At 66.6% G+C, this 26,209-nt stretch carries 23 protein-coding genes and 2 tRNA genes; 12 read left to right on the plus strand and 13 right to left on the minus strand.

The genetic code is table 11. The features are described 5' to 3' along the window. Positions 1 to 77: 77 nt before the first annotated feature. On the plus strand, positions 78 to 2,225 hold the full coding sequence (locus F5544_RS34530) for an RNA degradosome polyphosphate kinase (RefSeq protein WP_174867461.1): 2,148 nt from the start codon (positions 78 to 80) through the stop codon (positions 2,223 to 2,225). Between the two features lie 17 nt (positions 2,226 to 2,242). Further along, entirely contained in the window at positions 2,243 to 3,184 is a 942-nt protein-coding gene (locus F5544_RS34535) for an NUDIX hydrolase (protein WP_167477049.1), read from the plus strand. Positions 3,185 to 3,322: 138 nt separating this feature from the next. Here the strand turns inward: F5544_RS34535 and F5544_RS34540 are convergent, their stop codons facing one another. The 3 genes from F5544_RS34540 to leuC form a co-directional block, all read right to left on the minus strand. Beyond that, entirely contained in the window at positions 3,323 to 3,934 is a 612-nt protein-coding gene (locus F5544_RS34540; protein WP_167477050.1) for an HU family DNA-binding protein, read from the minus strand. Between the two features lie 155 nt (positions 3,935 to 4,089). Continuing rightward, entirely contained in the window at positions 4,090 to 4,698 is a 609-nt protein-coding gene (gene leuD, locus F5544_RS34545; protein ID WP_167477051.1) for a 3-isopropylmalate dehydratase small subunit, read from the minus strand. A gap of 67 nt (positions 4,699 to 4,765) precedes the next feature. Next, positions 4,766 to 6,190 carry a 3-isopropylmalate dehydratase large subunit gene (leuC, locus tag F5544_RS34550; RefSeq protein WP_167477052.1) on the minus strand — a complete coding sequence of 475 codons (1,425 nt, stop codon included), beginning with the start codon at positions 6,188 to 6,190 and terminating at the stop codon, positions 4,766 to 4,768. Between the two features lie 158 nt (positions 6,191 to 6,348). Here leuC and F5544_RS34555 point away from each other — a divergent pair, with 158 nt between their 5' ends. The 3 genes from F5544_RS34555 (at position 6,349) to F5544_RS34565 (ending at position 7,912) form a co-directional block, all read left to right on the plus strand. Further along, positions 6,349 to 7,050, plus strand: a complete 702-nt coding sequence (locus F5544_RS34555; RefSeq protein ID WP_167477053.1) for an IclR family transcriptional regulator — start codon at positions 6,349 to 6,351, stop codon at positions 7,048 to 7,050. A 34-nt stretch (positions 7,051 to 7,084) separates the two neighbouring features. Next, a complete protein-coding gene (locus F5544_RS34560; RefSeq protein ID WP_167477054.1) occupies positions 7,085 to 7,585 on the plus strand; it encodes a PPOX class F420-dependent oxidoreductase in 501 nt (166 codons plus the stop codon). Between the two features lie 126 nt (positions 7,586 to 7,711). Beyond that, a complete protein-coding gene (locus tag F5544_RS34565) occupies positions 7,712 to 7,912 on the plus strand; it encodes a DUF5302 domain-containing protein (protein ID WP_167477055.1) in 201 nt (66 codons plus the stop codon). Positions 7,913 to 8,336: 424 nt separating this feature from the next. On the opposite strand, the gene F5544_RS34570 is transcribed toward F5544_RS34565, so the two are convergent. From F5544_RS34570 to F5544_RS34585, 4 genes are all read right to left on the minus strand, one after another. After that, positions 8,337 to 8,409: transfer RNA gene (locus tag F5544_RS34570), tRNA-Glu, on the minus strand. 172 nt (positions 8,410 to 8,581) lie between these two features. Then, positions 8,582 to 8,653: transfer RNA gene (locus F5544_RS34575), tRNA-Gln, on the minus strand. Positions 8,654 to 8,773: 120 nt separating this feature from the next. Further along, positions 8,774 to 10,246, minus strand: a complete 1,473-nt coding sequence (gene gltX / locus F5544_RS34580; RefSeq protein ID WP_167477056.1) for a glutamate--tRNA ligase — start codon at positions 10,244 to 10,246, stop codon at positions 8,774 to 8,776. A gap of 45 nt (positions 10,247 to 10,291) precedes the next feature. Further along, on the minus strand, positions 10,292 to 11,068 hold the full coding sequence (locus F5544_RS34585) for a fumarylacetoacetate hydrolase family protein (RefSeq protein WP_167477057.1): 777 nt from the start codon (positions 11,066 to 11,068) through the stop codon (positions 10,292 to 10,294). Between the two features lie 182 nt (positions 11,069 to 11,250). On the opposite strand from F5544_RS34585, the gene F5544_RS34590 reads away from it, so the two are divergent. The 3 genes from F5544_RS34590 (at position 11,251) to F5544_RS34600 (ending at position 13,788) form a co-directional block, all read left to right on the plus strand. Continuing rightward, positions 11,251 to 12,435 carry an MFS transporter gene (locus F5544_RS34590; protein WP_167477058.1) on the plus strand — a complete coding sequence of 395 codons (1,185 nt, stop codon included), beginning with the start codon at positions 11,251 to 11,253 and terminating at the stop codon, positions 12,433 to 12,435. 402 nt (positions 12,436 to 12,837) lie between these two features. Then, positions 12,838 to 13,455, plus strand: a complete 618-nt coding sequence (locus tag F5544_RS34595; RefSeq protein ID WP_167477059.1) for a TetR/AcrR family transcriptional regulator — start codon at positions 12,838 to 12,840, stop codon at positions 13,453 to 13,455. 15 nt (positions 13,456 to 13,470) lie between these two features. After that, positions 13,471 to 13,788 (plus strand): antibiotic biosynthesis monooxygenase, encoded by a 318-nt coding sequence (locus F5544_RS34600; RefSeq protein ID WP_167477060.1) that lies wholly within the window; start codon positions 13,471 to 13,473, stop codon positions 13,786 to 13,788. Positions 13,789 to 14,091: 303 nt separating this feature from the next. Here F5544_RS34600 and F5544_RS34605 read toward each other — a convergent pair whose 3' ends face one another. Next, a complete protein-coding gene (locus tag F5544_RS34605) occupies positions 14,092 to 15,099 on the minus strand; it encodes a 3-isopropylmalate dehydrogenase (RefSeq protein ID WP_167477061.1) in 1,008 nt (335 codons plus the stop codon). Positions 15,100 to 15,308: 209 nt separating this feature from the next. Next, positions 15,309 to 16,907, minus strand: coding sequence for a phosphoglycerate dehydrogenase (gene serA / locus F5544_RS34610; RefSeq protein WP_167477062.1), 1,599 nt, complete (start codon positions 16,905 to 16,907; stop codon positions 15,309 to 15,311). A gap of 148 nt (positions 16,908 to 17,055) precedes the next feature. On the opposite strand from serA, the gene F5544_RS34615 reads away from it, so the two are divergent. Both F5544_RS34615 and F5544_RS34620 read left to right on the plus strand, forming a co-directional pair. Then, positions 17,056 to 17,616, plus strand: coding sequence for a TetR/AcrR family transcriptional regulator (locus F5544_RS34615; RefSeq protein WP_167477063.1), 561 nt, complete (start codon positions 17,056 to 17,058; stop codon positions 17,614 to 17,616). A gap of 72 nt (positions 17,617 to 17,688) precedes the next feature. Next, positions 17,689 to 19,395: an alpha/beta fold hydrolase gene (locus tag F5544_RS34620; protein ID WP_167477064.1), complete on the plus strand. Its 1,707-nt coding sequence runs from the start codon at positions 17,689 to 17,691 to the stop codon at positions 19,393 to 19,395. Between the two features lie 597 nt (positions 19,396 to 19,992). Here F5544_RS34620 and F5544_RS34625 read toward each other — a convergent pair. After that, a complete protein-coding gene (locus tag F5544_RS34625) occupies positions 19,993 to 20,877 on the minus strand; it encodes a LysR family transcriptional regulator (RefSeq protein WP_167477065.1) in 885 nt (294 codons plus the stop codon). Between the two features lie 97 nt (positions 20,878 to 20,974). Here F5544_RS34625 and F5544_RS34630 point away from each other — a divergent pair, with 97 nt between their 5' ends. Continuing rightward, positions 20,975 to 22,174 carry an MFS transporter gene (locus F5544_RS34630; RefSeq protein WP_167477066.1) on the plus strand — a complete coding sequence of 400 codons (1,200 nt, stop codon included), beginning with the start codon at positions 20,975 to 20,977 and terminating at the stop codon, positions 22,172 to 22,174. Between the two features lie 37 nt (positions 22,175 to 22,211). Beyond that, a complete protein-coding gene (locus F5544_RS34635; RefSeq protein ID WP_167477067.1) occupies positions 22,212 to 23,021 on the plus strand; it encodes a nucleotidyltransferase domain-containing protein in 810 nt (269 codons plus the stop codon). A gap of 67 nt (positions 23,022 to 23,088) precedes the next feature. Here F5544_RS34635 and F5544_RS34640 read toward each other — a convergent pair whose 3' ends face one another. The 3 genes from F5544_RS34640 to iolB all read right to left on the minus strand — a co-directional run bounded on the left by F5544_RS34640 (position 23,089) and on the right by iolB (position 26,192). Beyond that, the gene (locus tag F5544_RS34640) at positions 23,089 to 23,295 is read right to left on the minus strand and encodes a cold-shock protein (protein WP_167477068.1); all 207 of its coding nucleotides are present in this window, start codon (positions 23,293 to 23,295) and stop codon (positions 23,089 to 23,091) included. Between the two features lie 151 nt (positions 23,296 to 23,446). Beyond that, entirely contained in the window at positions 23,447 to 25,288 is a 1,842-nt protein-coding gene (iolD, locus tag F5544_RS34645) for a 3D-(3,5/4)-trihydroxycyclohexane-1,2-dione acylhydrolase (decyclizing) (RefSeq protein WP_167477069.1), read from the minus strand. 10 nt (positions 25,289 to 25,298) lie between these two features. After that, the gene (gene iolB / locus F5544_RS34650) at positions 25,299 to 26,192 is read right to left on the minus strand and encodes a 5-deoxy-glucuronate isomerase (protein WP_167477070.1); all 894 of its coding nucleotides are present in this window, start codon (positions 26,190 to 26,192) and stop codon (positions 25,299 to 25,301) included. Positions 26,193 to 26,209 lie beyond the last annotated feature (17 nt).

The raw sequence follows: 26,209 nt of genomic DNA on the forward strand, positions 1-26,209 counted from the left end.
CCATCGCGCACAGCGGCCGAGAGCGCCCCACCGGCGCGGCCGATGAGCGGCAGGATCGAGCAGAGCGAGGCGCAGTCGTGAGTGATACACATCAGCTATTGCCAACCGCGCCGCCCGCGGCGTCCACGCCCGCGACCGAAACCGCGACGGAGCGGTTGCCCGCCGATCGCTACCTCAACCGGGAACTGAGCTGGCTCGATTTCAACACCCGGGTGCTCGCCCTCGCCGAGGACGCCTCGCTGCCGCTACTGGAGCGCGCCAAATTCCTGGCCATCTTCGCCTCGAACCTCGACGAGTTCTATATGGTCCGGGTCGCCGGACTGAAACGCCGCGCGGAGACCGGATTGCTGGTGCGCTCGGCCGACGGCCGTTCCCCCGGTGAGCAATTGGAGCTCATCGCGGCCCGCGCCCAGGAGATCGCCGATCGCCACGCGCGCGTCTTCCTGGACCATGTGCTGCCCGCGCTCACCGCGGAGGGTATCGCCATCATCGACTGGTCCGATCTGGACGACGATGAGCGCCAACGACTTTCGGGGCACTTCCAGGATCAGGTGTTCCCGGTGCTCACCCCGCTCGCGGTGGATCCGGCGCACCCGTTCCCCTACATCAGCGGCCTGAGCCTGAATCTCGCGGTGACGGTGAAGGATTCGGCCACCGGCGGGGAACACTTCGCCCGCGTCAAGGTACCCGATAACGTCGACCGGTTCGTCCGGGTGCGGCGCACCGAATCCGCTTCGACCATCGCGGCCTTCCTGCCGATGGAGGAGCTGATCGCCGCGCACCTGGATCTGCTGTTCCCCGGCATGGAAGTCGTTGAGCACCACTCGTTCCGGATCACCCGCAACGCCGATTTCGAGGTGGACGAGGACCGCGACGAGGACCTGCTGCAGGCGCTGGAACGGGAATTGGCGCGCCGCCGCTTCGGATCCCCGGTGCGGCTGGAGGTTTCCGACGATATGACCGAGCACATGCTCGATCTGCTGCTGCGCGAACTCGACGTCGATCCGGGCGATGTCATCCAGGTGCCCGGCCTGCTCGACCTGTCCTGCCTGTGGCAGGTTTACGGGGTCGACCGGCCGAATCTCAAAGACGCGCCGTATGTTCCGGCCACCCCGCCCGCCTTCGGCGAGCGCGAGACCCCGCGCAACGTCTTCGCCGCGCTGCGCGAGGGCGACGTGCTGGTGCACCACCCGTACGACTCGTTCTCCACCAGCGTGCAGCGGTTCATCGAACAGGCCGCCGCCGATCCGCAGGTGCTCGCCATCAAACAGACGCTGTACCGCACCTCCGGCGACTCACCGATCGTCAACGCGCTCATCGACGCCGCCGAGGCCGGTAAGCAGGTGGTGGCGCTGGTCGAGATCAAGGCCCGCTTCGACGAACAGGCCAACATCAAGTGGGCCCGCGCGCTGGAACAGGCAGGCGTGCACGTCGTCTACGGCCTGATCGGTCTCAAAACCCATTGCAAGACCTGCCTCGTGGTGCGCCGCGAGGGCGCGACCATCCGCCGCTACTGCCACATCGGCACCGGCAACTACAACCCGAAGACGGCGCGCCTCTACGAGGACGTCGGATTGCTCACCGCCGCACCGGAAATCGGCGCCGACCTGACCGACCTGTTCAATTCGCTCACCGGATACTCGCGAAAGGCCAACTACCGCAACCTGTTGGTGGCGCCGCAGGGCGTGCGCGCCGGGATCATCGAACGCATCCAACGCGAGACCGAGCTGGCCCGTCAGGGCAGGCAGGCGCGAATCCGGATGAAGGCCAACGCGATCGTCGACGAACAGGTCATCGACGCGCTGTACCGGGCGTCGCAGGCCGGGGTTCCGGTCCAGATCGTGGTGCGCGGCATCTGCGGGCTGCGTCCCGGCGTACCTGGGATGAGCGAGAATATAGAGGTACGTTCGATTCTCGGCCGCTTCCTGGAACATTCGCGGATCATGCACTTTCAGGCGCAGGACCAGTACTGGATCGGCAGCGCCGACATGATGCATCGCAACCTGGATCGCCGGGTGGAGGTCATGGCCCAGGTGAAGGATCCGCGGCTGAGCGAACAGCTCGGCTCGATCCTCGACTCCGCGCTGTACCCGACCACCAGATGCTGGGTGTTGCAGCCGGACGGCAGCTGGCAGGCCTGGCCGGAGAAGTCCGACGAGGACGGCGAGCAGGTGCGCGACCACCAAGAATTCCTCATGCGATTGCGGAGACCTGATCAGCAGTGAACGACGCGGGGTACGAGATGGACGGAGGGTCCTTCTGGGATCCCCGGGTACGAGCCAACATTCACGCCGCGGGCACGGTGCTGTGGCGCCGGGCCGCCAACGGCTCCGGTGTCGAGATCGCCATCGTGCACCGGCCCAAATATCAGGACTGGTCGCTGCCCAAGGGCAAGCTGGATCCGGGCGAGACGCCGGTACTCGCCGCGGTACGGGAGACCGCCGAGGAAACCGGGCTGGATTGCCGGCTCGGCCGCTACCTCGGCCACGTCACGTATCCCATTCCGGGACACCGGAAGTTGAAGCGGGTCGACTACTGGGCCGCCGAGGTGGCGGGCGGCGCGTTCACCGCCAACTCGGAGGTGGACGAGCTGTCCTGGTATCCGATGGACCGGGTGATGGACCAGCTGTCGTATCCGATGGACCGGCAGGTGGTGCGCACCTTCATGCGACTGCCCGCGCACACCAGCACCGTGCTGCTGGTGCGGCATGCCAAGGCCGGACGCCGAGATCGCTTCTCCGGCCCCGACTTCGAGCGTCCGCTGGATCGGGCGGGCCGCGCCCAGGCCGACGCGCTGGTGCCGAATCTGTTGGCGTTCGGGGCATCCGAGATCTTTTCGGCCGATCCGCTGCGCTGTGTGCAGACGGTGACCCCGCTGGCCGAGAAGCTCGGCGCCGATATCCAGCTCGAACCGCTGCTGTCCGAAACCGGTTATGCCGCAGCGCAAGACGAAGGCCGTGCCCGAGCGGTCGAGCTGGTCTCCGACGCGGCGGTGCGCGTTATCTGTAGTCAGGGCAAGGTGATTCCTGATCTTCTCGCGTGGTGGGCTGAAAAGGACGGTGTCACAGTGCCTTCCGCTCGCAACCGGAAGGGCAGCGTCTGGGTGCTCTCGTTCGTCAAGGGCAGGCTGGTGGCCGCCAACCATCTGGACCGGTCCCTCTCGATGGACATCGTCGGATCCTGATCCACGGCACAGCCCAAAACCCGCTCCACACAACGAAAACGGCCCCAGGGTGTTTCCCTGGGGCCGTTTCCTACAGCGTGGCTTGGTGATTCGGCTGGGAACCGATCACCCAGCGGCTAAATGCCGCTGTCGCAGTGCCTACCGGCGCCTGGCAGTGGCCTTGCGGGCCGGAGCCTTCTTGGCGGCGGTCTTCTTGGCGACGGTCTTCTTGGCAGCCGTCTTCTTGGCGACGGTCTTCTTGGCTACGGCCTTGGTGGTGGTCTTCTTGGCCGGTGCCTTCTTCGCAGTTGTCTTGCGAGCGGCCGCCTTTGCGGGCGCCTTCTTGGCCGCCTTCTTCGCCGTGGTCTTGGCAGGCGCCTTGGTGGCGGCCTTCTTGGCCGTCGCCTTCTTCGCCGCCTTCTTGGCGGTCTTCTTGGCCGCCACCGGCGCGTTCGCGCCGCGCTTGACCGCAGGACCGCTGGCGGTGAGCTTCTGCTTCCCCGCGATAACGGCCTTGAATTGCGCACCCGGACGGAACGCAGGTACCGAAGTGGGCTTCACCTTGACAGTTTCACCGGTACGCGGGTTGCGAGCCACGCGCGCCGCGCGCTTACGCTGTTCGAACACACCGAATCCGGTGATCGTGACGCTCTGGCCTTTATGCACCGCGCGCACGATCGTGTCCACAACATGCTCGACTGCCGCTGTAGCCGTGCGCCTGTCTGTACCCAACTTTTCGGTCAGAACGTCGATCAGTTCCGCCTTGTTCATTGAATCCTCCGCAGACTAATGGCCCGTCGTCGGACCGACTAGGTACCACGGTAAACCCAGTTTGGGCAAGAGTCTATGTGCCACGCCAAAATTCATGTGGTTTAGCACACGTCCAGCTACCGGCGAAGCCGTCGTACAGCTAACGAAGACGGTGATTACGCTTGCGAAATACGTGCCGGAAGGGTGGTGGGTTTCCAACTCGGCCTTGCCTTTTCGAACTGCCCGATCACGTCACTCCGGCGCAACGTCAGCCCGATGTCGTCCAATCCCTCGAGCAGACGCCACCTGGTGTAGTCGTCAATATCGAACGGCAACACGACGGTTCCGGCCGTCACGGTCCGACTCTCCAGGTCCACAACCAATTCCAGCCCCGGCTGTTCCTCGAGCAACTTCCACAGCATTTCGACATCGTTCTGTGACATCTGGGCGGCCAGCAGCCCGCCCTTGCCCGCATTGCCGCGGAAGATGTCGCCGAAGCGGGACGAGATGACGACCCGAAAGCCGTAGTCGGACAGTGCCCATACGGCATGCTCGCGTGAGGATCCGGTGCCGAAATCCGGACCGGCGACCAGCACACTGCCCCGGTTGTAGGGCTCGGTGTTCAGAATGAAGTCGGGATCCGTGCGCCACGCCGCGAAGAGGCCGTCGTCGAATCCCGTGCGCGTCACGCGCTTCAGGTACACCGCCGGGATGATCTGGTCGGTATCGACATTGGACCGGCGCAGCGGCACACCGATCCCCTTGTGCACGGTAAAGGCTTCCATTTTCGATTCTCCTGTGAGTTGACTGGGTGGCCCGACTCGAACTGGGGGCGGAGGGTTTTCGTCCCGCTCAGTCGAGATCAGCGGGCGAAGCGAGCGTTCCGCGTACCGCCGTCGCCGCGGCCACCAGCGGGGAAACCAGGTGTGTGCGGCCACCTTTGCCCTGCCTGCCCTCGAAGTTGCGGTTCGAGGTCGACGCGCAGCGCTGACCGGGCGCGAGCTGATCCGGATTCATTCCCAGGCACATCGAACAACCGGCCTGCCGCCATTCGGCGCCCGCCGCGGTGAAAATCTCGCCCAGTCCTTCTTTTTCCGCCTGCGCGCGCACCCGCATCGAGCCCGGTACGACCAGCATTCGCACACCGTCGGCGACCTTGCGGCCCTTCAAAATCCCGGCCACGGCGCGCAAATCCTCGATACGCCCGTTGGTGCACGATCCGACGAATACCGTGTCGATGGCCACCTGCCTAAGCGGAGTACCCGGCTCCAAATCCATGTACCGCAGGGCCTTCTCGGCGGCCTCACGGGTCACCTCGTCGGCGATCTGCGCCGGATCGGGCACCGATTCACCCAGCGGCGCACCCTGTCCCGGATTCGTGCCCCAGGTGACGAAGGGGGTCAACGTATTCGCGTCGATGCGCACCTCGTGGTCGAACACCGCGCCGTCGTCGGTCTTCAGCGCCTCCCACGCGGCCACCGCGGCATCCCACTCGGCCCCCTGCGGCGCATGCGGACGGCCCTTCAGGAATTCGTAGGTGGTCTCGTCCGGCGCGATCATGCCCGCCCGCGCACCCGCCTCGATCGACATATTGCAGATCGTCATTCGCGCCTCCATCGACATGGCGCGAATGGCTTCGCCGCGGTATTCCAGCACATAACCCTGGCCGCCGCCGGTCCCGATTCGCGCGATGACGGCCAGAATCAAATCCTTGCTCGTGACGCCGTCGGGCAGTGCGCCGTCCACCGTGATGGCCATGGTCTTGAACGGCCGCAGCGACAGTGTCTGAGTGGCGAGCACATGTTCGACCTCACTGGTGCCGATACCCATCGCCAGCGCGCCGAACGCACCGTGCGTCGAGGTGTGGCTGTCACCGCAGACCACCGTCATACCCGGCTGGGTCAGGCCGAGCTGCGGCCCGACGACGTGCACGATGCCCTGGTCCAGATCGCCCATCGGGTGCAGGCGCACCCCGAATTCGGCGCAATTGCGCCGCAGGGTCTCCACCTGGGTCCGGGAAATCGGGTCGGCGATGGGTTTGTCGATATCGACCGTCGGGACGTTGTGGTCCTCGGTGGCGATGGTGAGATCGGGCCTGCGCACGGGCCTGCCCGCGGCGCGGAGTCCGTCGAAGGCCTGCGGGCTGGTCACCTCGTGCACGAGGTGCAGGTCGATGTAGATCAGGTCCGGTTCGCGGGCGGAGCCCTCCCCCTCGCCGCGGGCAACGACGTGTTGCTCCCACACCTTCTCGGCCAAAGTACGCGGGCGTTCGGCCATTCTTCGATCACCTTTCGGAACGCGCAGCCTGGTCCGCATCGTGGGCTGATGACACGGCAATCGGCTGCATCGAATTCGGATATCGCGGGCGTAGCGGGCTGTCGAGACATGATCTGTTCGATGTGCAATCTCAACATCCGAGACGCTAATATCGTTGTATGAGACAGCATAGCGGTATCGGCGTCCTCGACAAAGCGGTGGCGGTGCTCCATGCCGTCGCCGAGCATCCCTGCGGTCTCAACGAGCTCTGCACCCGCACCGGCCTGCCTCGGGCGACCGCGCACCGCCTCGCGGTGGGGCTGGAGGTGCATCGACTGCTGGCCCGCGACAACAACGGCCTGTGGCGGCCGGGCCCCGCTCTGGCCGAGCTGGCCACCAGCGCCGCGGATCCGCTGCTGGACGCGGCCGGATCGATCCTGCCCAGGCTGCGCGAGATCACCGGCGAGAGCGTGCAGCTCTACGTCCGCGACGGGAATGCCAGGGTCTGCGTCGCGGCGATGGAACCGCCGGTCGGCCTGCGCGACACCGTTCCGGTCGGGGCGCGGTTGCCGCTCACCGCGGGCTCGGCGGCCAAGGTGCTGCTCGCCTGGTCCGATCCGGAATTGCAGCGCGCCATCCTGGCCGACGCGGTCTTCGGCGAGCGGCAGCTGGCCGAGGTGCGCAGGCGCGGCTGGGCGCAGAGCGCGGCCGAGCGCGCGGCCGGCGTCGCCAGCGTGTCCGCCCCGGTGCGGGATGCGGCGGGCAATGTGATCGCGGCCGTTTCGGTATCCGGCCCGATCGACCGGATGGGCCGCAGGCCGGGCGCCCGCTGGGCCGCCGATCTGGTCGCCGCGGCCGATGCCTTGCACAAGCGTTTGTAAGGCAGTCTCAATTCGGAATCGCTAGTGTTTGCGCATGGGAGTCAACCAGCGGGCGCAGATCGTCATGTCCGACAGCGAGATCACCGAATTCCTGCAGCGCAGCCGCATCGCCACCATGGCGACGCTCGGGCGCGACGGCAGGCCGCATCTGACCGCGATGTGGTACGGCCTCATCGATGGCGAGATCTGGTTCGAGACCAAGGCCAAATCGCAAAAGGCCGTCAACCTGCGCCGCGATCCGCGGATCACCTGCATGGTCGAGGCCGGCCAGACCTACGACCAGCTGCGCGGCGTCGCCATCGAGGGCCGCGCCGAGATCCATGACGATCCGGACCGCCTGTTCGCCGTCGGGGTGAGCGTCTGGGAGCGCTACACCGGCCCCTACAGCGAGGAGGTGCGGCCGATGGTGGAGGCGATGCTGAACAAGCGGGTGGCCATCCGGGTGGTGCCGGAGCGGCTGCGCAGCTGGGACCACCGCAAACTCGGGCTGCCCGCGCTCCCGCTCGGCGGCACCACCGCAACCCCTATCGACTGACCCGCGCGGTAAAGCACCTGACAACGCGGCATCCGCCAGCTACCGTCAGGCACGTTCGACACCAATGGCCGGGCGTCGCCGCCCAACCCGGGGGCGCCGCGCGCGGCCCGACTACGAGGAGCAGGCATGGCGCAATCGGGCAGTTCCAACGGCTCTGGCAGTACCAACGACGGCGCCGACGAGGTCAAACGCAAGTTCCGCGAGGCGCTGGAGCGCAAGAACCAGCAGCACGCCAGGTCGGCCGACCACCTCGACGGCCGCTCCAAGGCCAACTCCACCCACGGCAGCGCCACCCACAAGCGCGAATTCCGGCGCAAGAGCGGCTAACCCACCCCGCGAAAACAAAAAGACCCTCCAGTCCCCGCGGACCGGAGGGTCTACTCATATCCCCCACCTGCGCTTTACACCACAAAATCAACAACCCACCCACCAAGAACACACCCCAAACAGCCCACATCACAAACCCACCAGCGAACTTCCACCGCCGACCCCCCGAAGCCCCAAACCCCCGAAACCCGAACCCGCACATTAACCCAACGACAACATGAAGCCCCACACATAACCGAGCCCCAAACAGAAACCCACCAACAAAACGCAACCCCCAACAAATAGGGGGCCAGGGGGCAAAGCCCCCGGTAGGGGGTCCGGGGGGCGAAGCCCCGCCGGGCGGGGTGTGGGGGTTGCACCCCCACAAAGTGCGCGGAAATGAGCAATGGCGAGTGCTCTCCACGAGCACTCGCCACCGCGAATGTAGCCCCGACGGGATTCGAACCCGCGCTACCGCCTTGAGAGGGCGGCGTCCTAGGCCGCTAGACGACGGGGCCAGGACTGATCTCTCACTTCCGTGAGTGACCGCTCTGTCGATCTCGGAGCGGGATCCTTCGCTCTCTCGATCAGTGGAAGCTCGGCTAGCTTAACCGGCCGAAGCTCGGCGACCAAATCGCCGATTGCTGAACTGATTTCGGCCGCGAACCGAAGCTAGAACAACAATCTCCGCTGGGGTACCAGGACTCGAACCTAGAATGGCTGAACCAGAATCAGCTGTGTTGCCAATTACACCATACCCCATTGACCAGGGATTCCGACCTCGCGTCTGGTTGACTCGAGACCGTGTTCCGGGCCGAGAAGAAGATTACCCTACGGCTACCGGTTAACCACAAATCGCCTGGTCAAGGCCATATTTGAGCTTCAGCCCGCCGCCTGCCAGCCCTGCGCGGCGCGCAGCCGGGCGAGGGCGGTCTCGCGTCCGAGCAACTCCATCGACTCGTACAGCGGCGGGCTGATGTGCGATCCGGTTACCGCGACGCGCACGGGCGCGAAGGCCTTGCGCGGTTTGAGGCCCAGTTCGTCGATGAGCGCGGTTTTGAGCGCTTCCTCGATTGCGGCTGTCGTCCACTGCGGCAACGGCTCCAGCGCGGTAATAGCGGCCCGCAATACCGGTTCGGCTTCGGATCCCAGATTCTTCGCACCCGCCGCCGGATCAATTGCGAACTCGTCCGCGGGCGCAAACAGGAATCGCAGCAGATCCCATGCGTCGGCCAGTACCACGATCCTGGTCTGCACCAGTTCCGCGGCCGCGGCGAACATCTTGTCGTCGATTTCCGCGCCGATGTGTCCGTGTTCGGTGAGGTACTCACGCAAGCGGTGCGCGAAATCACCCGGCTCCAGCAACCGGATGTGCTCGGCGTTGAGCGCATCCGCCTTCTTCTGATCGAATCGCGCCGGATTCGAATTCACTTTCGAAATGTCGAATGCCTCGACCATCTCGGCCATGGAGAACACATCGTGATCGTCCGAGATGCCCCAACCCAGCAGCGCGAGGTAATTCAGCAAACCTTCGGGAATGAATCCACGATCGCGATGTGCGAACAGATTCGACTCGGGATCGCGTTTGGACAACTTCTTGTTGCCCTGACCCATCACGAACGGAAGATGTCCGAACTCGGGGGTGAACTCGGCAACGCCGATCCGGCGCAACGCGGCATACAGCGCGATTTGTCGCGGAGTCGACGAGAGCAGATCTTCACCGCGCAATACGTGGGTGATCTTCATCATCGCGTCGTCGACCGGGTTGACCAGCGTGTACAGCGGATCACCCGTCCCGCGGGTGAGTGCGAAGTCGGGCACACTGCCCGCCTTGAAAGTCGTTTCGCCGCGCACCAAGTCGTGCCAGATGAGATCTTCGTCGGGCATCCGGAGCCGAATCACCGCGGGGCGACCGGCATCTCGGTACGCCTGGATCTGCTCGGGCGTGAGATTTCGGTCATAGTTGTCGTAACCCAGCTTCGGGTCGCGTCCGGCTTCGCGGTGACGTTGCTCGACTTCCTCTGGCGTGGAGAAGGATTCGTACGCTTCGCCCGCCTCGAGCAGCCTGCGCACGACGTCCCGGTGGATATCGCGCCGCTCCGACTGCCGGTACGGCCCGTACGGCCCGCCGACCTCGGGACCCTCGTCCCAGGTGAGCCCGAGCCAGCGTAGAGCGTCGAGGATCGCGTGGTAGGACTCCTCGGAATCGCGTGCGGCATCGGTGTCTTCGATGCGGAAGACGAACGTGCCGCCGTTGTGGCGGGCGTACGCCCAGTTGAACAGCGCCGTCCGGATCAGGCCGACATGCGGGGTCCCGGTCGGCGACGGGCAGAATCGGACCCGTACTTGTGTCATGGCTCTCTTTCGATCTGGCCTCTTCGAGCGACCTGTGAGCGGTCGCTAACGATGTTTGGCGGCAACAGGATTGGTGAGGGTGCCGATGCCCTCGACGGTCACCGTCACGCGCTGCCCGTCCTTCATCGGACCGACGCCCTCGGGGGTTCCGGTGAGGATCACATCACCGGGCAGCAGCGTCATCACCGTGGTGACCCACTCGATGAGCTTCGGAATGTCGTGCAGCAGAAGCGAAGTGCGGCTGCGCTGGCGCACGTCGCCGTCCAGTTCGGTGACGATCTCCAGATCCGATGGATCCAAGGCTGTTTCGATCCAGGGGCCGAGCGGGCAGAAGGTGTCGTACCCCTTGCCCCTGGTCCACTGGCCGTCGTGGCGCTGCTGGTCGCGCGCGGTGACGTCGTTGGCGACGGTGTATCCGAGCACGACGTCGAGCGCGCGGGCGGCGGGCACATCCTTGCACGGCCTGCCGATGACGATGGCCAGTTCGCCCTCGTAATCGACCTGAGATGAGCTGGGCGGCAGGATGATCGGCGCGTTGGGGCCGATGATCGACGTGCTCGGTTTGAGGAAGATCACCGGATCTTCCGGTGCGGGCCCGCCCATCTCGGCCGCGTGCGCGGCGTAGTTCTTGCCGACGCAGACCACCTTGCTCGCCAGAATCGGGGCGAGCAGGCGAACGTCGGCCAGCGGCCAACTCCGCCCGGTGAATGTCGGCGTACCGAACGGATGTTCCGCGATCTCTTTGGCGATGCTGTCGCTTCCCTCCCCTTCGATGCTGACGAACGCGACCCCATCGGGACTGGCAACTCGACCTAGACGCATGGCTGGCAGTCTATCGACCTGCTCGAACGCGTCCGACCACGCGGTACGCGGGAGCTCGTCCCAGGTGTTGAGAACAACGCGGGCAGCGCGGTCGCGACTTGTCGGCCGGGTGTACGGTGAACCTCGTTGTTCATTCAGTGGGACACGATTCCCAAATAATGAGATATACCGAGGTGATGCCGATGGCTGCCGTGACTCAGCTTCCCGAGGTCCGGCGGTGGGCGATGCTCGGCCTCGGCGTCTTCGCCCAGGCGAGCAGCGCGATATTCGTACACGGCCTCCCGTTCCTGCTGCCCGCGCTGACCGACCGCGGCATGACCCTCGCCACCGCGGGCCTGCTGGTGGCCATGCCGACAGTCGGGCTGGTCTGCACGCTGATCGCATGGGGTTACATCGTCGACCGGATCGGTGAGCGCCGCGTGTTGATCGGCGGGCCGCTGCTGATGTGCGTCGCGGGAGCGGCAGCGGCCGCGACGCACACCGATATCGCCTTGGGCGCACTGCTGTTCGTCGCCGGGGTCGGTGCGGGAAGCACCAACGGGGCCAGCGGTCGGGTGATCGTCGGCTGGTTCCCGCCCCGACAACGCGGGCTGGCCATGGGAATTCGGCAGTCCGCTCAGCCCGCCGGTGTCGCCGTCGGCGCGCTGACGATCCCGTACGTCGCCTCCAATCACGGTGTCGCCGCGGCGATTCTGGTACCGGCGGTAATGGCGGGCGCGGCCGCGCTCGGCTGTCTGATCGGCATCGTCGATCCCCCGCGACCCGCGGGTACAGCGGATAAAGACTTGCGCGCCAACCCCTATCGCGGCGATTCGACGCTGTGGCGCATACACGCCGTTTCGGTACTGCTGGTCGTACCGCAGGGAACGGTGTGGACCTTCGCGCTGCTGTGGCTGCACCGCGACATCGGCTGGTCGCTGCCCGCCGCAGGCCTATTGGTCACCGGCACCCAAATCCTCGGCGCCCTGGGCAGAATCGGCGCCGGAGCGTGGTCGGACCGGGTCGGCAGTCGGCTGGGCCCGCTGCGCACAGTGGCGATCGCGGCCGTGATCTCCATGGCCGCACTGGGTTTCACCGCATGGACGCACTGGTGGTTCGCGGCCGTGCCGCTGCTCGTCGCGGCCTCGGTCATCACCGTTTCGGATAACGGGCTGGCCTTCACCGCGGTCGCCGAAATCGCCGGACCCTACTGGAGCGGACGAGGATTGGGCATTCAGAACACTGGACAAAATCTTGCGGTCGCAGCGGTGCCTCCGCTGTTCGGCGCTCTCATAACTGCGAGTGGCTTTCCGGCTGCCTATCTGATGGCCGCCGCGCTGGCGGCGGTGGCGGTTCCGCTGGTACCGGCCGACAGGCGTACCGAATAGTGGTGCATACCTTATATATTCGGCCACCTCGTCGACGTCGCCCGCACCACCCGAACCAGCCGGGTTTCGGTCACGGTGACGAATAGGGGTGCCCTACTTACGATTTCGTGCCCGTCTCGAATGTCCGAGGCGGGCACGAGGTCCGATCGTGGGATGATCCCACTCACCATTACCCGCTCATCCTTCTCTGAAACCTCTTGGTCCCAACAACTTCCGGCGATCTTGACGCGGCGGGCGCTCCTATCCCCACCATGACAGGCGTCTGAAACCCGTCGTTCCCAACAACTTCCGGATCCACTCAGCCGGGGAACGTTTCACTTCGGTCGCGGTATCCCAATTTGGCGACATTACGTCGCCAATGCGCTAAGATAGCGACAGATCGTCGCCAACGACGGGAGCGAGATGCCGAAGATCGACGCACCGACCATCGCCGAGCATCGCGCGAATCAGGAGAACGCCCTACTCGCGGCGGCCCGCGCACTGCTGCTTTCCGAAGGGCCGCACGGGGTTACCCCCGCCGCGGTCGGTGCGGCCGCCGGGCTCGCCCGCAGCAGCGTCTACAAATATTTCCGCTCCGGCGACGAGATCTTGACGAGAATCGTCGCCGACTCCTTCGCCGAGTGGGGCGCGCAGGTGCGCGATACCGTCGAACGGGCGGAGACGGCGGCGGGCCGGATCGAGGCATATGTCCGAACGACTTTGGCGCTGGCCGCGGCGGGTGACCATCGCATCGCCGTGCTCGGCGGCGGACTGCCCCGCGACGAGGAGAGCCGCGCCCAACTCGCGAACGCCCACCACGATTTGGCCGCCCCCCTGCGCTCGGCCCTCACCGAACTCGGCGTCTCCGACCCCGAACTCACCGCCATGCTCATCGACGGCGCCCTCGCCCGCGCCATCGACCTGCTCGACGCCGGCCACCCGTCCGCCGAAATCGTTCCGAAGACAGTCGGTTTCATCCAACGCGCGGTCGGCATCACACATCACCGCCACCGCCCCCGCCCGCGCACCCATAAAGAATAAGGAACGACCCACACGATGTTCACGGTCATCAACGAGCTCACCGTCGCACCGGAGAATCGGGACACCTTCGAACGCAACTTCACCGCCAGCCTGCGCGGCACCCTCCCCGGTGTCCCCGGCCTGCGCGTCGCCCGTCTACTCGCCCCACAGGAACCGGACCGGCCTTACCTGTCCATCCTCGAATTCATCGACGAGCCCGCGTATTCCGCCTACCGTGCCTCCGCCGCCTTCCACGCCGCACACGCCTGGCCCGACCACGCCCCCATCGACGGCGCCCGCGTCACCACCTACCGCACTACGGCCACTGTCACCGAATCCCACAGCGCCGACTGAGCTTACAGCGAGCGGAAGCGGCACCGGGGCCGTCGCATGCGGCACGCGATCACGACCAGGAGCGCGGCCGCTTCAGGTTTCAGAACTCGAGCAGGTCGCCCCGGATCGAAGCTCACCTGGATCGGAACATCGGCATCGATTTCGGCGGTGAACGTCGCACCCTCGCCCACAACAGGTTCCGCGCGGTGCCCATCCGACATGCGCAAAGCTGCTTACACATGCTATCGGAGTCGGCACTGGCTACACCGAGAACGTCCGGGTCTGGGGCCTGCGTGCCGGATCGGTACGCAGGCCCGACTCGTACTAGAGGACGGCGGCGATGCGGGCGCCGATTTCGGAGGTGGACGACGGGCCGGTGCGGGTGGCGAGGTCCTTGGCTACCGCGGATTCGATGCGGGCGGCGGCCTCGGTGTTGCCGAGGTGGTTGAGCAGCAGGGCCACCGAGAGGATCGCGGCGGTGGGGTCGGCCTTGGCCTGGCCCGCGATATCGGGTGCGCTGCCGTGCACCGGCTCGAACATGCTCGGGTTGACGCCGGAGGCATCGATATTGCCGCTGGCGGCGAGGCCGATGCCGCCGCTCACCGCGGCCGCCAGGTCGGTGATGATGTCGCCGAACAGATTGTCGGTGACGATGACGTCGAACCGGCCGGGATCGGTGACCATGTGGATGGTCGCGGCGTCGATGTGCTGGTAAGCCGTTGTGACATCCGGGAATTCGGCCCCAACCTCGTCGACGGTGCGCTGCCACAGCGAACCGGCGAAGGTGAGCACGTTGGTCTTGTGCACCAGGGTGAGGTGCTTGCGGCGGGCCTGCGCCTTGGCGAAGGCGTAGCGCACCACCCGCTCGATGCCGAACCGGGTATTGGTGCTGACCTCGGTGGCCACCTCGTGCGGGGTCTCCACCCGGATCGCACCGCCGGTTCCGGTGTACGGGCCCTCGGTGCCCTCGCGCACCACCACGAAATCGATATCCGGATTGCCGGACAGCGGGCTGGTCACTCCGGGAAACAGTTTGGACGGCCGCAGGTTCACGTGGTGGTCCAGCGCGAAACGGGTGCGCAGCAGCAGGCCGCGCTCGAGCACGCCGCTCGGCACCGACGGATCGCCGATCGCGCCGAGCAGGATCGCATCGTGCTGCTTCAGCTCGGGCAGCACCGAATCGGGCAGGATCTCACCGGTGCGGTGGTAGCGCTTGGCGCCCAGGTCGTATTCGGTCTTCTCGACACCGGGTACCACCGCGTCGAGCACCCCGAGCGCCTCCGCGATGACCTCCGGGCCGATTCCGTCGCCGGGGATGACTGCAAGCTTCATGGCACAGGGCTCCGTTCAGTTTCACTGGCCGCGGATCGCCGATTCGGCTTCCGAGCGGCCGGACCGCAAGCACCGCAACATTAACCGGTGCCCGCTCCGACCTGGCCACCAGGGCGACCAGCTCCCACATCATGGGATGGACGGCCCACTTGCCGATACGACTCGCGCGGAGCCCGACCGCTCGCCGGACTCCGCGCGGGCCTAAGAGATCAGGAGAGGTCGACCAGCACCACCTTGGCCGCGCCGACCGCATCGGCGATGGCGGCCTGCACATCGGCGGGCACCTCACGGTTCACCCGCAGGATCACCGTGGCGCCCTGCTTGTCGACGTCCTGGCTGAGCTGCGCGGCCAGGATGTCGATCTCGGATTCGCCGAGCTTGGTGGCGATCCGACCGAGCGCGCCCGGCTTGTCCGAGTAGTTCAGCACGCCCAGGTTCAGGCCCTCGGCCCGCATGTCGTAGTTGCGGCCGTTGATGTTGACGATCTTCTGCACCTGCTGCGGCTCGGTCAGCGTGCCGGCCACATTCAGGGTGCGGCCGTCGCCGAACACCGCGCGCAGGTCGACCAGGCTGCGGTGGCTCGGGCTCTCGGTGATCGTGGTGACCTGCGCGGTGATACCGCGATCCCGGGCCAGCGTCGGCGCGTTGACGAAGGTGACCTGATCTTCCACCAGCGCCGAGAAGATGCCGCGCAGCGCCGAAAGTTCCAGCACCGCAACGTCTTGCGCAGCCAGCTCACCGCGCACCTGCACCTCGATGCTCACCGGCAGCTCGTTGGACACCGCACCGAGCAGGGCGCCCTGCTTGCGCACGATGTCGAGCCACGGCGCGACATCCTCGTTCACCGCGCCGCCGGTGACGTTCACCGCACCGGGCACGAATTCACCTGCCAGCGCGAGCAATACGGACTTCGCGACATCGGTGCCCGCCCGGTCCTGTGCCTCCGCGGTGGACGCGCCGAGGTGCGGGGTGACGACGACCTGCGGCAGCTCGAACAGCGGGCTGTCGGTGCACGGCTCGGTCTCGAAGACGTCGATGCCCGCGGCCCGGACGTGACCCGACTTGATCGCATCGGCCAGCGCGGACTCGTCGATCAGGCCGCCACGCGCGGCGTTGACGATGATGACGCCCGGCTTGGTGAGCGCCAGCTTCTCCTTGCTGAGCAGGCCCTTGGTCTCGGGGGTCTTGGGCAGGTGCACCGAAATGAAGTCGGCGCGCTGCAGCACCTCGTCCAGGCTCAGCAGTTCGATGCCGAGCTGGGCGGCGCGCGCGGGCGAGACGTAGGGGTCGTACGCGACGATCTTGGTTTCGAAGGCGGCCAGGCGCGCGGCGAACAGCTGGCCGATGCGGCCGAGGCCGATCACGCCGACGGTCTTGCCGAAGATCTCGACACCGTTGAACTTGCTGCGCTGCCAGGTGTGTTCGCGCAGGGTGGCGTCGGCGGCCGGGATCTGGCGGGCGGCCGCGAGCAGCAGCGTGACGGCGTGCTCGGCCGCGGTGTGGATATTCGAGGTCGGCGCGTTGACCACCATGACGCCGCGCTCGGTGGCCGCCGGCACGTCGACATTGTCGAGGCCGACGCCGGCGCGCGCGACGATCTTCAGGTTCTTGCCCGCCTCCAGGACCTCGGCGTCCACCGTGGTCGCCGAGCGCACCAGCAGTGCGTCGGCCTCGGGGACAGCGGCGAGCAGCGCCGGGCGGTCGGGCCCGTCGACCCACCGAACCTCGACACCGTCACCGAGCGCGTCGACGGTCGACTGGGCGAGCTTGTCGGCGATCAGAACAACAGGACGACCTGCTTGGCTCACTGTGCGGTACTCCTGGGGAAATGGGGTCGGCAATTACCGCCGCCCAGCTTAGTTGGCCCGTTTTCATCGTCGTTTCCGCCCTGGTTGGCGGCCGTCGTCAATTTCAAGGGTTCGCAAAAATATGATGACCGGTCTATAGTTTCGAGCCATGGGAGCGAAGGGCGACGAGACGCGGGGCAAACTGATCCAGGCCACCCGCGCACTCGTCGAGGAACAGGGCTACTACGGCGCCGGACTCAACCGCATCATCGAAACCAGCGGTGCGCCACGCGGATCCGTCTACTTCCACTTCCCCGGCGGCAAGGACGAACTCGTCGCCGAGGCGATCAAACTGTCCGGCACCGAGATCGCGACGCTCATCGATTCCGTCCCGCTGGCCGATGCCGCCGACGCGGCGGAGAAGCTGCTCACCGCATTCGGCGACCGGCTGGCCGCATCCGGCTGGCGCAGCGGCTGCCCGGTGGCGACCGTCGCGCTGGAGGTTTCCGCCGACAACGACGCCATCCAGGCGGAATGCGCTGCCGCGTATACGGCTTGGGAGCAGGCCCTCCGAATCCGGTTGCGCGGCGCGGGGCGCGCCGATGCCGACGACCTCGCCGCATCGATCCTGGCGCTGATCGAGGGCGCACTGCTGCTGGCCCGGTCGCGGCGCAGCAGGGAGCCGCTGGAGCGGGTGGCCCGAACCATTCGAACCCTTATCGGTAACTGAACCAATTGCCTTGCCAGGCAAGGTTTTTCGCAGGTCTATAAAATATGTAGACCAGTCCATTTAGGAGATGGGATGTCCGATAGCATCGTCTTCGGAGCCGCCGGATTCATCGGGCGCGCCGTTGTCGCCGAGCTGCTCACCAAAGGTCACGCGGTAATCGCCGCCCTGCGGCCAGGAACGCAGCGACGGCTCGTCGAATACCTCGAAGCACGCGACGTGCCGCGCGACGAATTGACCATTACCCCTTGCGATATCGTCGCGCCGGACCTCGGTCTGCCGGACGGGCTCGACATCGGCGGCATCCGCGACGTATATAACTGCGCCGCCCGCTACGCCTTCGGGCTGGCGCACGACGACGCCCATGCGGTCAACGTCACCGGTGCGGTGAACGTACTGGATTGGGCCGCAGGGCTATCCGGACTGCGGCGGGTGGTCCACATCACCGGATATCGCGCCGCGAGCGAGGCCCAGCCGACCACCGGCCCGCTGGGAGCGTACGAGTCGACGAAGCTGGCGGCCGACCCCCTGGTGCGCGAAACCGCCGCACGGCACGGCATTCCGCTGACGGTCGCGAATCCGAGCGCCGTGCTCGGGCCCGGTCAGTACATCGGGCTGACCGATACGGTCGAGCGCCTGTGGAACGGTAAGTTGCCCGCGTTGCCGGGCAGCCGCGAAACCTTTGTTCCGGTAGTGGATCTCGACTACTTGGCCGCATTCCTGACCGCGCTACCCGAACAGCACGGCACCGCAGGACAGTCGTATACCGTGCTGGACCCGGCGACTCCCGTTCTGCCCGAAGTGATTCGGCTGCTCGCGGAGCATATGGGGGTGCGGGTACCGCGGTTCTCGGTGCCCGTCTCGGTGCTCGAACGGCTGCCGAGGGCGCTGACGGGCGCCGATCCGGAACAGTTTCCATTCCTCGTCGAGGATCGGTACGACACGAGCGCGGCCGATGCCGTCGCGGACCGCGCCGGACTCGTCATGCCGCCGGTCGAATCCGTCCTGCGCACATGGGCGGATCACCTGGTGGCCGGTCGATTCGGCACCGTAACGGCCGAACCGGACGCGGGATTCGCCGATGGCGTCTGGCTGTCCGGCGCCAGGGAACTGCCGGAATATGTACTGCTACACGGAATTCCGCTGGACGGCAGCTCGTGGCTGCCGGTCCGGGACGCACTCGGCGCGCCGAGTCTGGCCGCGGATCTGCCCGGCCTCGGCCGGTCCGCGCCAGGACGGATCGAAGAATTGCTGCCCCGGCTCATGCGGTCCATACGGAGCGAGCCGGTACTGGTCGGATATTCGCTCGGCTGCGGGCCGGTGCTCGAATACGCCGCGGCGCACCCGGATCGGGTGTCCGGGGTGGTGCTGATATCTCCCGCGTTCCTGCAGAAACCGCCGAGCCCGCTGCTGCGCTCGCCGTTGACGGAACTGGCTTTGCGCCGAATGTCGGCCGCCACCTTGGCAACTCGGCTCGGCGTGCCCGAAAGCGATGCGGTGGCGAGCGCATCGGCCAACCTGCGGCGGGCCGGTGTCGCGCGCCGGACCGCGGCGGCATTGCGGGCGGCATCGGCCGAATCGCGCCGAAAGGAGTTGCGCGCCTTACTGGAGCGCGTCCGGGTTCCGGTGCGGATCGTCATCGGCGCCGATGACCCACTGGTGGCGCCGGTGTCGCGGCCGACAACGATTGTCGCCGGTGGCGGGCACTATCCGCAGTTGACGCATCCGGAAGCGGTCGCGGGTGCGATAGGCGCTGTCCGAGCCGAGGTGAGCCGCACGTAGTCTCCGGAGACGACTAAGGCCGACCTCCCGCGCCGCGCGCACCGGAGGTCGGCCTTTAGCCGAATTCAATCGACCATCACGTCGGTGATCAGCGACCGAAGGATCCCGTCCACAGGGTGTCGATGATGCCGTGGAACGCGGCGCCGAAGGTGTTCAGGAAACCGTTCAGAGCGGCGCTACCGGTGTCGATGATAACGGGGATCATTGAAATACCTCTTCGTTGGAACAACAACCCAGTTGAACTGGCTGACACATGACACATCGGGCCGTCCACAAATACGGTTACAAAATTTCCCCGGATAGTGACGCAGACTACATTCGGCCGCTCGATGTGACATGGTCAACCGTCCAGAAGCGTTTGAACTGCGAAAATAGCTTCTCACCAGCACAAACGACGCGAATTCGGACGATAATTTTCCTAGCTAACGAACAATTATGAGAATCCGATAAGACACGCCATTACGCGGTCGAAAAACTAACCGCGCACGATCGATTCATGCCCATGGAACTGATGGCATCCGGCGGGATACGGCCGGAAAACCCCTACCCGGGAAACGAGCCCGAGGCCAATCACGATCAGATCTCGATGGTGGGTGATCAGCCCAGCTCGCCGAGCACGTCCGCGAACGCGCGCACCCGCGCCGTCTCGCGACTGCGATGCCAGCACAGCCCGAGCACCGAATCGTCCAACCCGTCGACCGGCACGAAGGACACCGACGGCCGGGCCCGGTTCTCGCTGGTCGGCTTGCACAACAGCATGGCCCCGCGCTCGGTGGCCACCAGCGCCAACCCCTCCTCCAGCGTGCGCACCGCGGGCCCGGCCGGAATCGCCCGACCGCCCGGGGTGCTGCTCGGCGCATGAGCATCGCGCCAGTACTGCGGAGCGGGGCCGCGAAACCCGATCAACCGCTCCTCGGCGAGTTCCTCCGCATGGATACTGTCCCGGCACGCCAGCCGATGCCGAGCCGAAACGGCAAGCTGCTGAGTCTGTTTCGCGAACACATGGCCGAGCACCAGATCCGGCTCGCGGATCGGCGTCAGGATGAGCGCGACATCGACCTCGTCGCGGTAGAGCGGGCCGAACGGATCGGCGAGCGGAATCTCCCTGAGATCGATGGCACAGTCGGGGTATCGCCGCTGGAAGTGCTCGATCGCCGCCATCAGGCCCAGATCGGTGCTGCCCTGAAATCCGATGCGCAGCAGGCCGTGCACACCGCGCGCCGCATTGCACGCCCGGTCGAGGGTGTGGCCCAATGCCTGATAGGCGGGCCGCAGCTCGGCGGCGAATTCGGCGCCCAGCGGGGTGAGGCTCACCCGGCGGCTGGTGCGATCAACCAACCGGCCACCGATCCTTCGCTCCAACGACCGCAGCAGCTGACTCACCCGCCCCTGTGAGATATACAACCTCTCACCCGCGCGCCCGAAGTGCAGTTCCTCGGCCAGCACCAAAAAGGCTTCCAGTTCACGCACTTCGAGCCCCATCGGCGTCCGCTCCCTCCATCGATCAATAAGCCCGGCTCATAGAACAATCCGCGAATCGTCATTGTTTCCGCCTGGCAGGATCCGTTGGCTGGAGCCCATGACTGATCTTCGAGAACGCGTCGATGCCCCACCGGTGCCCGGGCATTCGATCCGGCGCGGATGGTTGGGCGTCGGCACGCTCGCCGTCGGCACGTTCACGGTGGTGACCTCCGAGATGCTGCCGGTCGGCCTGCTCACGCCGATGCGCCACGACCTGAATATCAGCGAGGGCACCGCGGGTCTGGCGATGACCGAAACCGGGCTCGTCGCAGCCATTTCCGCGCCGCTGCTCACCGCGGCGCTCAGCCGGTTCGACCGGCGCTGGGTGATGACGGGGCTCATGGCGGTGCTGATACTCGGCAACGTGACGGCCGCGGCGGCGCCGAACTTCGGCGTGCTCACCGTCGGCCGGGTGCTCGTCGGCCTCGGGATGGGCGGCGTGTGGTCGCTCGCGGCGGGGCTCGCGGCCCGCCTGGTGCCCGAAAACCGCACGGCCACTGCGGTTTCCGTGGTGTTCAGCGGGATCGCGATCGCCTCGGTGCTCGGCATTCCGGCGGGTGCGTACCTCGGCGCGGTCGCGGGCTGGCGGGCCGCGTTCCTCGTGACGGCCGGGCTGGCCGTCGTGCTGCTGGTCGCGATGCCCGCTGTCCTGCCGCCGCTGCGGGCGCAGGGCGATGTCGCGCTGCGCGGCGTCTTCGGATTGGCCGGAAATCCGGCGCTGCGCACCGGACTGCTCATCGTCGCATTCCTGGTGGCCGGGCATTTCGCCGCCTACACCTATGTGCGACCGGTGCTGGAGGACGTCACCGGCGCCGACGCCGGCCTGATCGGATCGCTGCTGCTGGTATACGGAATCGCCGGAATCGCAGGCAATTTCGTCGCCGGACCACGCGCGTCCCGGCGGCCGCGGGCGACACTGCTGGCGATCAGCGGGGTGCTCGGCGTCGCGGTATTGCTGCTGCCGATGCTGGGCGGTACGGCACTGATCGCCGGGGTGTTCATCGTGATCTGGGGTATCGCGTACGGCGGTGTGTCGGTGAGCACGCTCACGTGGGCGATGTTGTCCGAACCCGGCGCCCGCGACGGCGCGGCCTCGCTGCTCACCGCCGTCTTCAACTTCGCCATCGCCGCGGGCGCGCTGCTGGGCGGGCTGGCGGCGAACGGTCTCGGCAGCAGCGCCGCCATGTGGCTGGGCGGCGCGCTGGCCATCGCCGCCGTCCTCACCACGGCATTCGGGACCGCACCGGCGCGAAATTGAGCTGCGCCGCCGCCGATGCGGCCATAGCATCGCCGTCATGTCTCTGCGCGCGATTCCCGCCTCGATGGACCCGGCCGTCGTCGGGTCCATCGACGACGAGCTGGACCGGATCGCGGCCGAGCATCGGGTATCGATTCCGCTTGCCATCGAAAGTGGAAGCCGCGCTTGGGGTTTCCCGTCACCGGATTCGGATTACGACTGCCGGTTCGTCTACGTGGCGAGCCTGGACACGTACCTGTCGCCGTGGCGGACGCGCGATGTCATCGAGACGCCGCTGATCGGGCTGCTCGACGTCGGCGGGTGGGATCTGGCGAAGGCGCTGCGGCTGCTGGTGCAGGGCAATGCGGTGATCATCGAATGGCTGATGTCGCCGATCGTGTACCGCGGCGATCCCCGCTTCCGCGACGAGCTGCGGGCGCTGGCCGATGCGGTCGCCGACCGGAACAAGGTGGCCAGACACTACCTGCATCTCGGTGCAAAACAGTGGGGACTGTTCGGCGGCAATGGCTCGTTGAAGAAGGTGTTCTACTCGCTGCGGCCCGCGATCGCGCTGCGCTGGCTCCGTCAGCATCCGGACGCGGCCGTCGCGCCGATGCATCTGCCGACGCTGCTGGCGCAGTGTGAGCTGCCCGCCGATCTGGTGGCCGCCGTCGCCGAGCTCACCGAGCTCAAGTCACGCACGCGGGAGATGGGAAGCGGTGCGGCGCCCGCGCCGGTCTCGGCCTTCATCGAGGACGAATTCGCCTGTGCGGCAACCACTTTCCCCAGGGTCCGGGATCGCGATCTCGACCGGGCGCGCGAGCTCACCTCGGCGTTCTTCCGAAAAACGGCGCTCGCGCAGGGCTGACCTGTTTCGAATACAAAACGACCCCCGCACTCCATCGGTGCGGGGGTCATTTCACGCCACTCTAGAGTTAGGCGACCACGCGAACATCCTGGGCCTGCGGGCCCTTCTGTCCCTGGCCGATCTCGAACTCCACACGCTGACCCTCATCGAGGGAGCGGAAGCCGTTACCGGAAACAGCGGAGTAGTGCACGAAGACGTCGGGACCCCCGCCGTCCTGGGCGATGAAGCCGAAGCCCTTCTCGCTGTTGAACCACTTGACAATGCCTTGAGCCATTTCAAACTTTCTGTAGACGAGCCAGGCAATCACTTCAATTCACTGGTCTCGTAGATCAACCATGCCATGGTGGGACGATTTCGGCCACATCGACCCCCACTTAATGTGAGGTATATGACCCTGACCGCGAGTTGTGGCACCCACCTCGCCGTCACGATTGCAGATAGCGCAACTGTCCGGGCTTGGCCGCGTCATAACCGACCCGGCCGGACAGGTGCCGCGGCACACCGACCTCCCACCACGCACCCGCCTCGGTCCACGCGGACGGCTGGGTACGCACAATGACCACCGCGGGACGCGATTCACGTTTCGCCGCCGTTCTGGCTTCCGCATAAGCGACCCGGAATTCCGCGAGATCCGTCGCGGTGTGCACCGAACAGCCGAGCGCATGAGCGTGGTTCGCGAAATTCACCCGGGGCGGATCTTTCCGGTTGGTACGGCAGTCGGCGTACATATTGTTGAACGCCGCGCCGCCCTGCCCCTCCTGCAGCCGGGCGATCACCGCATAACCATCGTTGTCGCAGACCACGGCCACCATCGGATGGCCGGCGAAGGCGGCCGAGAACAGTTCGGAATTCAACATCAGATACGAACCGTCACCGAGCATGGTGGTGACCAGACCATCGGTATGCGCCATCGCCGCACCCCAGGCGCCCGCGAGTTCGTAACCCATACATGAGAATCCGTATTCGACATCCATCGTCGGCGCGCCGCCGGTCGCGCGCCAGCCGCCGATGAGCTCGCCGGGCAGGCCACCGGACGCGGTCATCACATAGTCCCCCGGCCCGCTGAGATCGTTGACCACGCCGACGATCTGGGCATAGCTGGGTATGCCGTCGGTGGGGGCGCGGAGCTTGTCGATGTGCGCGTCCCAGATGCTGCGCAGCGCAGCGGGTTTGCGAGCCCATTCGTCCTGTGTGCGCCAATCCCCGATGGCGGCCGTCAGATCCGCGATGGCCGCGGCGGCGTCGCCGACCACCGCGAGCGCACCATGTTTGACCGCGTCGAAGCGGGCCGTGTTCACCGTCACCAACCGGACCTCCGGTGCGAAGACCGTCCACGACGCGGTGGTGAAGTCCTGCAACCGGGTTCCGACGGCCAGCACCAGATCCGCCTCGGCGGCAAGCAGATTCGCCGATTCCGAACCGGTGATGCCGAGCGGCCCCGCGTATCCGGGATGTTCGTGCGGCACCAGGGTGCGGCCCGCGGTGGTCTCGGTGACCGGAATGCCGTGCCGGTCGGCGAATTCCAGCGCCTGCCTGCCCGCACCCGAATAGCGGACGCCGCCGCCGAGCACCAGCAGCGGACGTTCGGCGGCCCGCACCGCCGCCGCGGCCGCGGCGATTTCGCGAATATCCGGGCGCTGCCGCGGAATTCGGTGCATCCGCGGTGCGAAGAGGTCATCCGGGAAGTCGTAGACCTCCGCCTGCACATCCTGCGGCAACGCGATGGTCACCGGCCCGGCTTCGGCCGGATCGGTGAGCACCCGGGCCACCTGCGGCAAGGTGGCGATGAGCTGTTCCGGGCGGGTGATCCGGTCGAAGTAGCGGCTGACCGCGCGGAAGGCGTCGTTGACCGTCGCCGTCGCGTCACCGAAATGCTCCACCTGCTGCAGCACCGGGTCGGGCGCCCGGCCGGTGAAGGTGTCACCCGGAAGCAGCAGCAGCGGAAGACGATTCGCGTGTGCCACGCCGGCCGCGGTCACCATGTTGAGCGCGCCGGGCCCGATCGATGAGGTCGCGACGCCGACCTGACGGCGATGCGTCGCCTTCGCGTAGCCGACCGCGGCCAGCGCCATGCCCTGCTCGGTATGTCCACGCCAGACCGGGATTTCGGCGCGGCGCTCGTGCAGCGCGGTACCGAGGCCGAGCACATTGCCATGTCCGAAGATCGCGAAAACCGCTGGGAAGAGCGGGACTTCACGGCCGTCGATGGTCTCGGAGCGCTGCGCGACGAGCCAGGCGACGAGGGCTTGTGCGGTGGTGAGCTTCACGGATCCGTCCTTAGATATTGTCGCGCCTGCCGCGATGGTCGGTGACCGGGCAGCGCGGGTCGAGCTCCTGACCGGCCCAGGTGTCGCGGACCCAGCCGTGCGCGGGATCGTCGCAGAAGGCCATGGAACGGGCGGCCGCCGGACCGGCGAGCACGTTCAGGTAGTACATCGGGTAGCCGGGCGCCGCGATGCACGGCCCGTGGTAGCCGTGCGGCACCAGGAAGACGTCGCCGTCGCGCACCGCCACGTTCGCATCGAGCGCGCCATCGGCGGTGTAGGTGCGGTGCATGCCGAAACCCGTTGGCGACGGCGTGATTCCGTCGCGATCGGCAATGCGGAAGTAGTAGATCTCCTCATTGACCACCTCACATTCGCTCGCCTCGTCGTGCTTGTGCGGCGGGTAGGACGACCAGTTGCCGTCCGGGGTGATCAGCTCGCAGGCGTTGAGCTTGTCGGCGTGCTCCCACACCCCCGGTGTGCCGAAGTTGGTGACCTGCCTGGTGGCCTGGCCCGCGCCGCGCACCTCGACCGGAACCTCCTCGGCCGGGCCGTATTTCGGTTCCAGGCGGCGGGTGCAGCGGGCCATCGGCAAGGCGACCTCGACGCCGGATTTCGTGGTGAGCCTCAGTTCGGCGTCGCGCGGGACGTAGGCGAAGTCGGTCACCCGGGTGAAAACCGAGTCGCGGCCGGTCAATTCGATGGTGTGGCCGTCGACCTGTACCGTGCATCCGCCCGCCAAGGGCAGCACGAACGCCTCGAATTCGCCGGTGTGTACCGTGCGGGATTCGCCCGCGGCCAAACGGAGTACGCGCAGGCCGGTGAAGGTCCAGCCTGCGGCCTCCGGGGTGAGGAAGATGGGGTCGGTTCCGTCGACCAGTGTGCCGGACGGTCGGTGCAGCTTCATCGGGTCCTCCGGGCAAG

Origin of the sequence: Nocardia arthritidis, assembly GCF_011801145.1 — a bacterium.
Classification (GTDB): Bacteria; Actinomycetota; Actinomycetes; order Mycobacteriales; family Mycobacteriaceae; genus Nocardia; species Nocardia arthritidis_A.

Coding starts and splice junctions, on each gene's coding strand:
- F5544_RS34600 (WP_167477060.1), top strand. CDS start 13,471: ATGTTCACGGTCATCAACGAGCTCACCGTCGCACCGGAGAATCGGGAC.
- F5544_RS34585 (WP_167477057.1), bottom strand. CDS start 11,068: ATGCGTCTAGGTCGAGTTGCCAGTCCCGATGGGGTCGCGTTCGTCAGC.
- F5544_RS34540 (WP_167477050.1), bottom strand. CDS start 3,934: ATGAACAAGGCGGAACTGATCGACGTTCTGACCGAAAAGTTGGGTACA.
- F5544_RS34555 (WP_167477053.1), top strand. CDS start 6,349: ATGAGACAGCATAGCGGTATCGGCGTCCTCGACAAAGCGGTGGCGGTG.
- F5544_RS34640 (WP_167477068.1), bottom strand. CDS start 23,295: ATGGCTCAAGGCATTGTCAAGTGGTTCAACAGCGAGAAGGGCTTCGGC.
- F5544_RS34535 (WP_167477049.1), top strand. CDS start 2,243: ATGGACGGAGGGTCCTTCTGGGATCCCCGGGTACGAGCCAACATTCAC.
- F5544_RS34625 (WP_167477065.1), bottom strand. CDS start 20,877: ATGGGGCTCGAAGTGCGTGAACTGGAAGCCTTTTTGGTGCTGGCCGAG.
- leuC (WP_167477052.1), bottom strand. CDS start 6,190: ATGGCCGAACGCCCGCGTACTTTGGCCGAGAAGGTGTGGGAGCAACAC.
- F5544_RS34635 (WP_167477067.1), top strand. CDS start 22,212: ATGTCTCTGCGCGCGATTCCCGCCTCGATGGACCCGGCCGTCGTCGGG.
- iolB (WP_167477070.1), bottom strand. CDS start 26,192: ATGAAGCTGCACCGACCGTCCGGCACACTGGTCGACGGAACCGACCCC.
- F5544_RS34615 (WP_167477063.1), top strand. CDS start 17,056: ATGGGAGCGAAGGGCGACGAGACGCGGGGCAAACTGATCCAGGCCACC.
- F5544_RS34630 (WP_167477066.1), top strand. CDS start 20,975: ATGACTGATCTTCGAGAACGCGTCGATGCCCCACCGGTGCCCGGGCAT.
- F5544_RS34560 (WP_167477054.1), top strand. CDS start 7,085: ATGGGAGTCAACCAGCGGGCGCAGATCGTCATGTCCGACAGCGAGATC.
- leuD (WP_167477051.1), bottom strand. CDS start 4,698: ATGGAAGCCTTTACCGTGCACAAGGGGATCGGTGTGCCGCTGCGCCGG.
- gltX (WP_167477056.1), bottom strand. CDS start 10,246: ATGACACAAGTACGGGTCCGATTCTGCCCGTCGCCGACCGGGACCCCG.
- F5544_RS34565 (WP_167477055.1), top strand. CDS start 7,712: ATGGCGCAATCGGGCAGTTCCAACGGCTCTGGCAGTACCAACGACGGC.
- F5544_RS34590 (WP_167477058.1), top strand. CDS start 11,251: ATGGCTGCCGTGACTCAGCTTCCCGAGGTCCGGCGGTGGGCGATGCTC.
- F5544_RS34605 (WP_167477061.1), bottom strand. CDS start 15,099: ATGAAGCTTGCAGTCATCCCCGGCGACGGAATCGGCCCGGAGGTCATC.
- F5544_RS34620 (WP_167477064.1), top strand. CDS start 17,689: ATGTCCGATAGCATCGTCTTCGGAGCCGCCGGATTCATCGGGCGCGCC.
- F5544_RS34595 (WP_167477059.1), top strand. CDS start 12,838: ATGCCGAAGATCGACGCACCGACCATCGCCGAGCATCGCGCGAATCAG.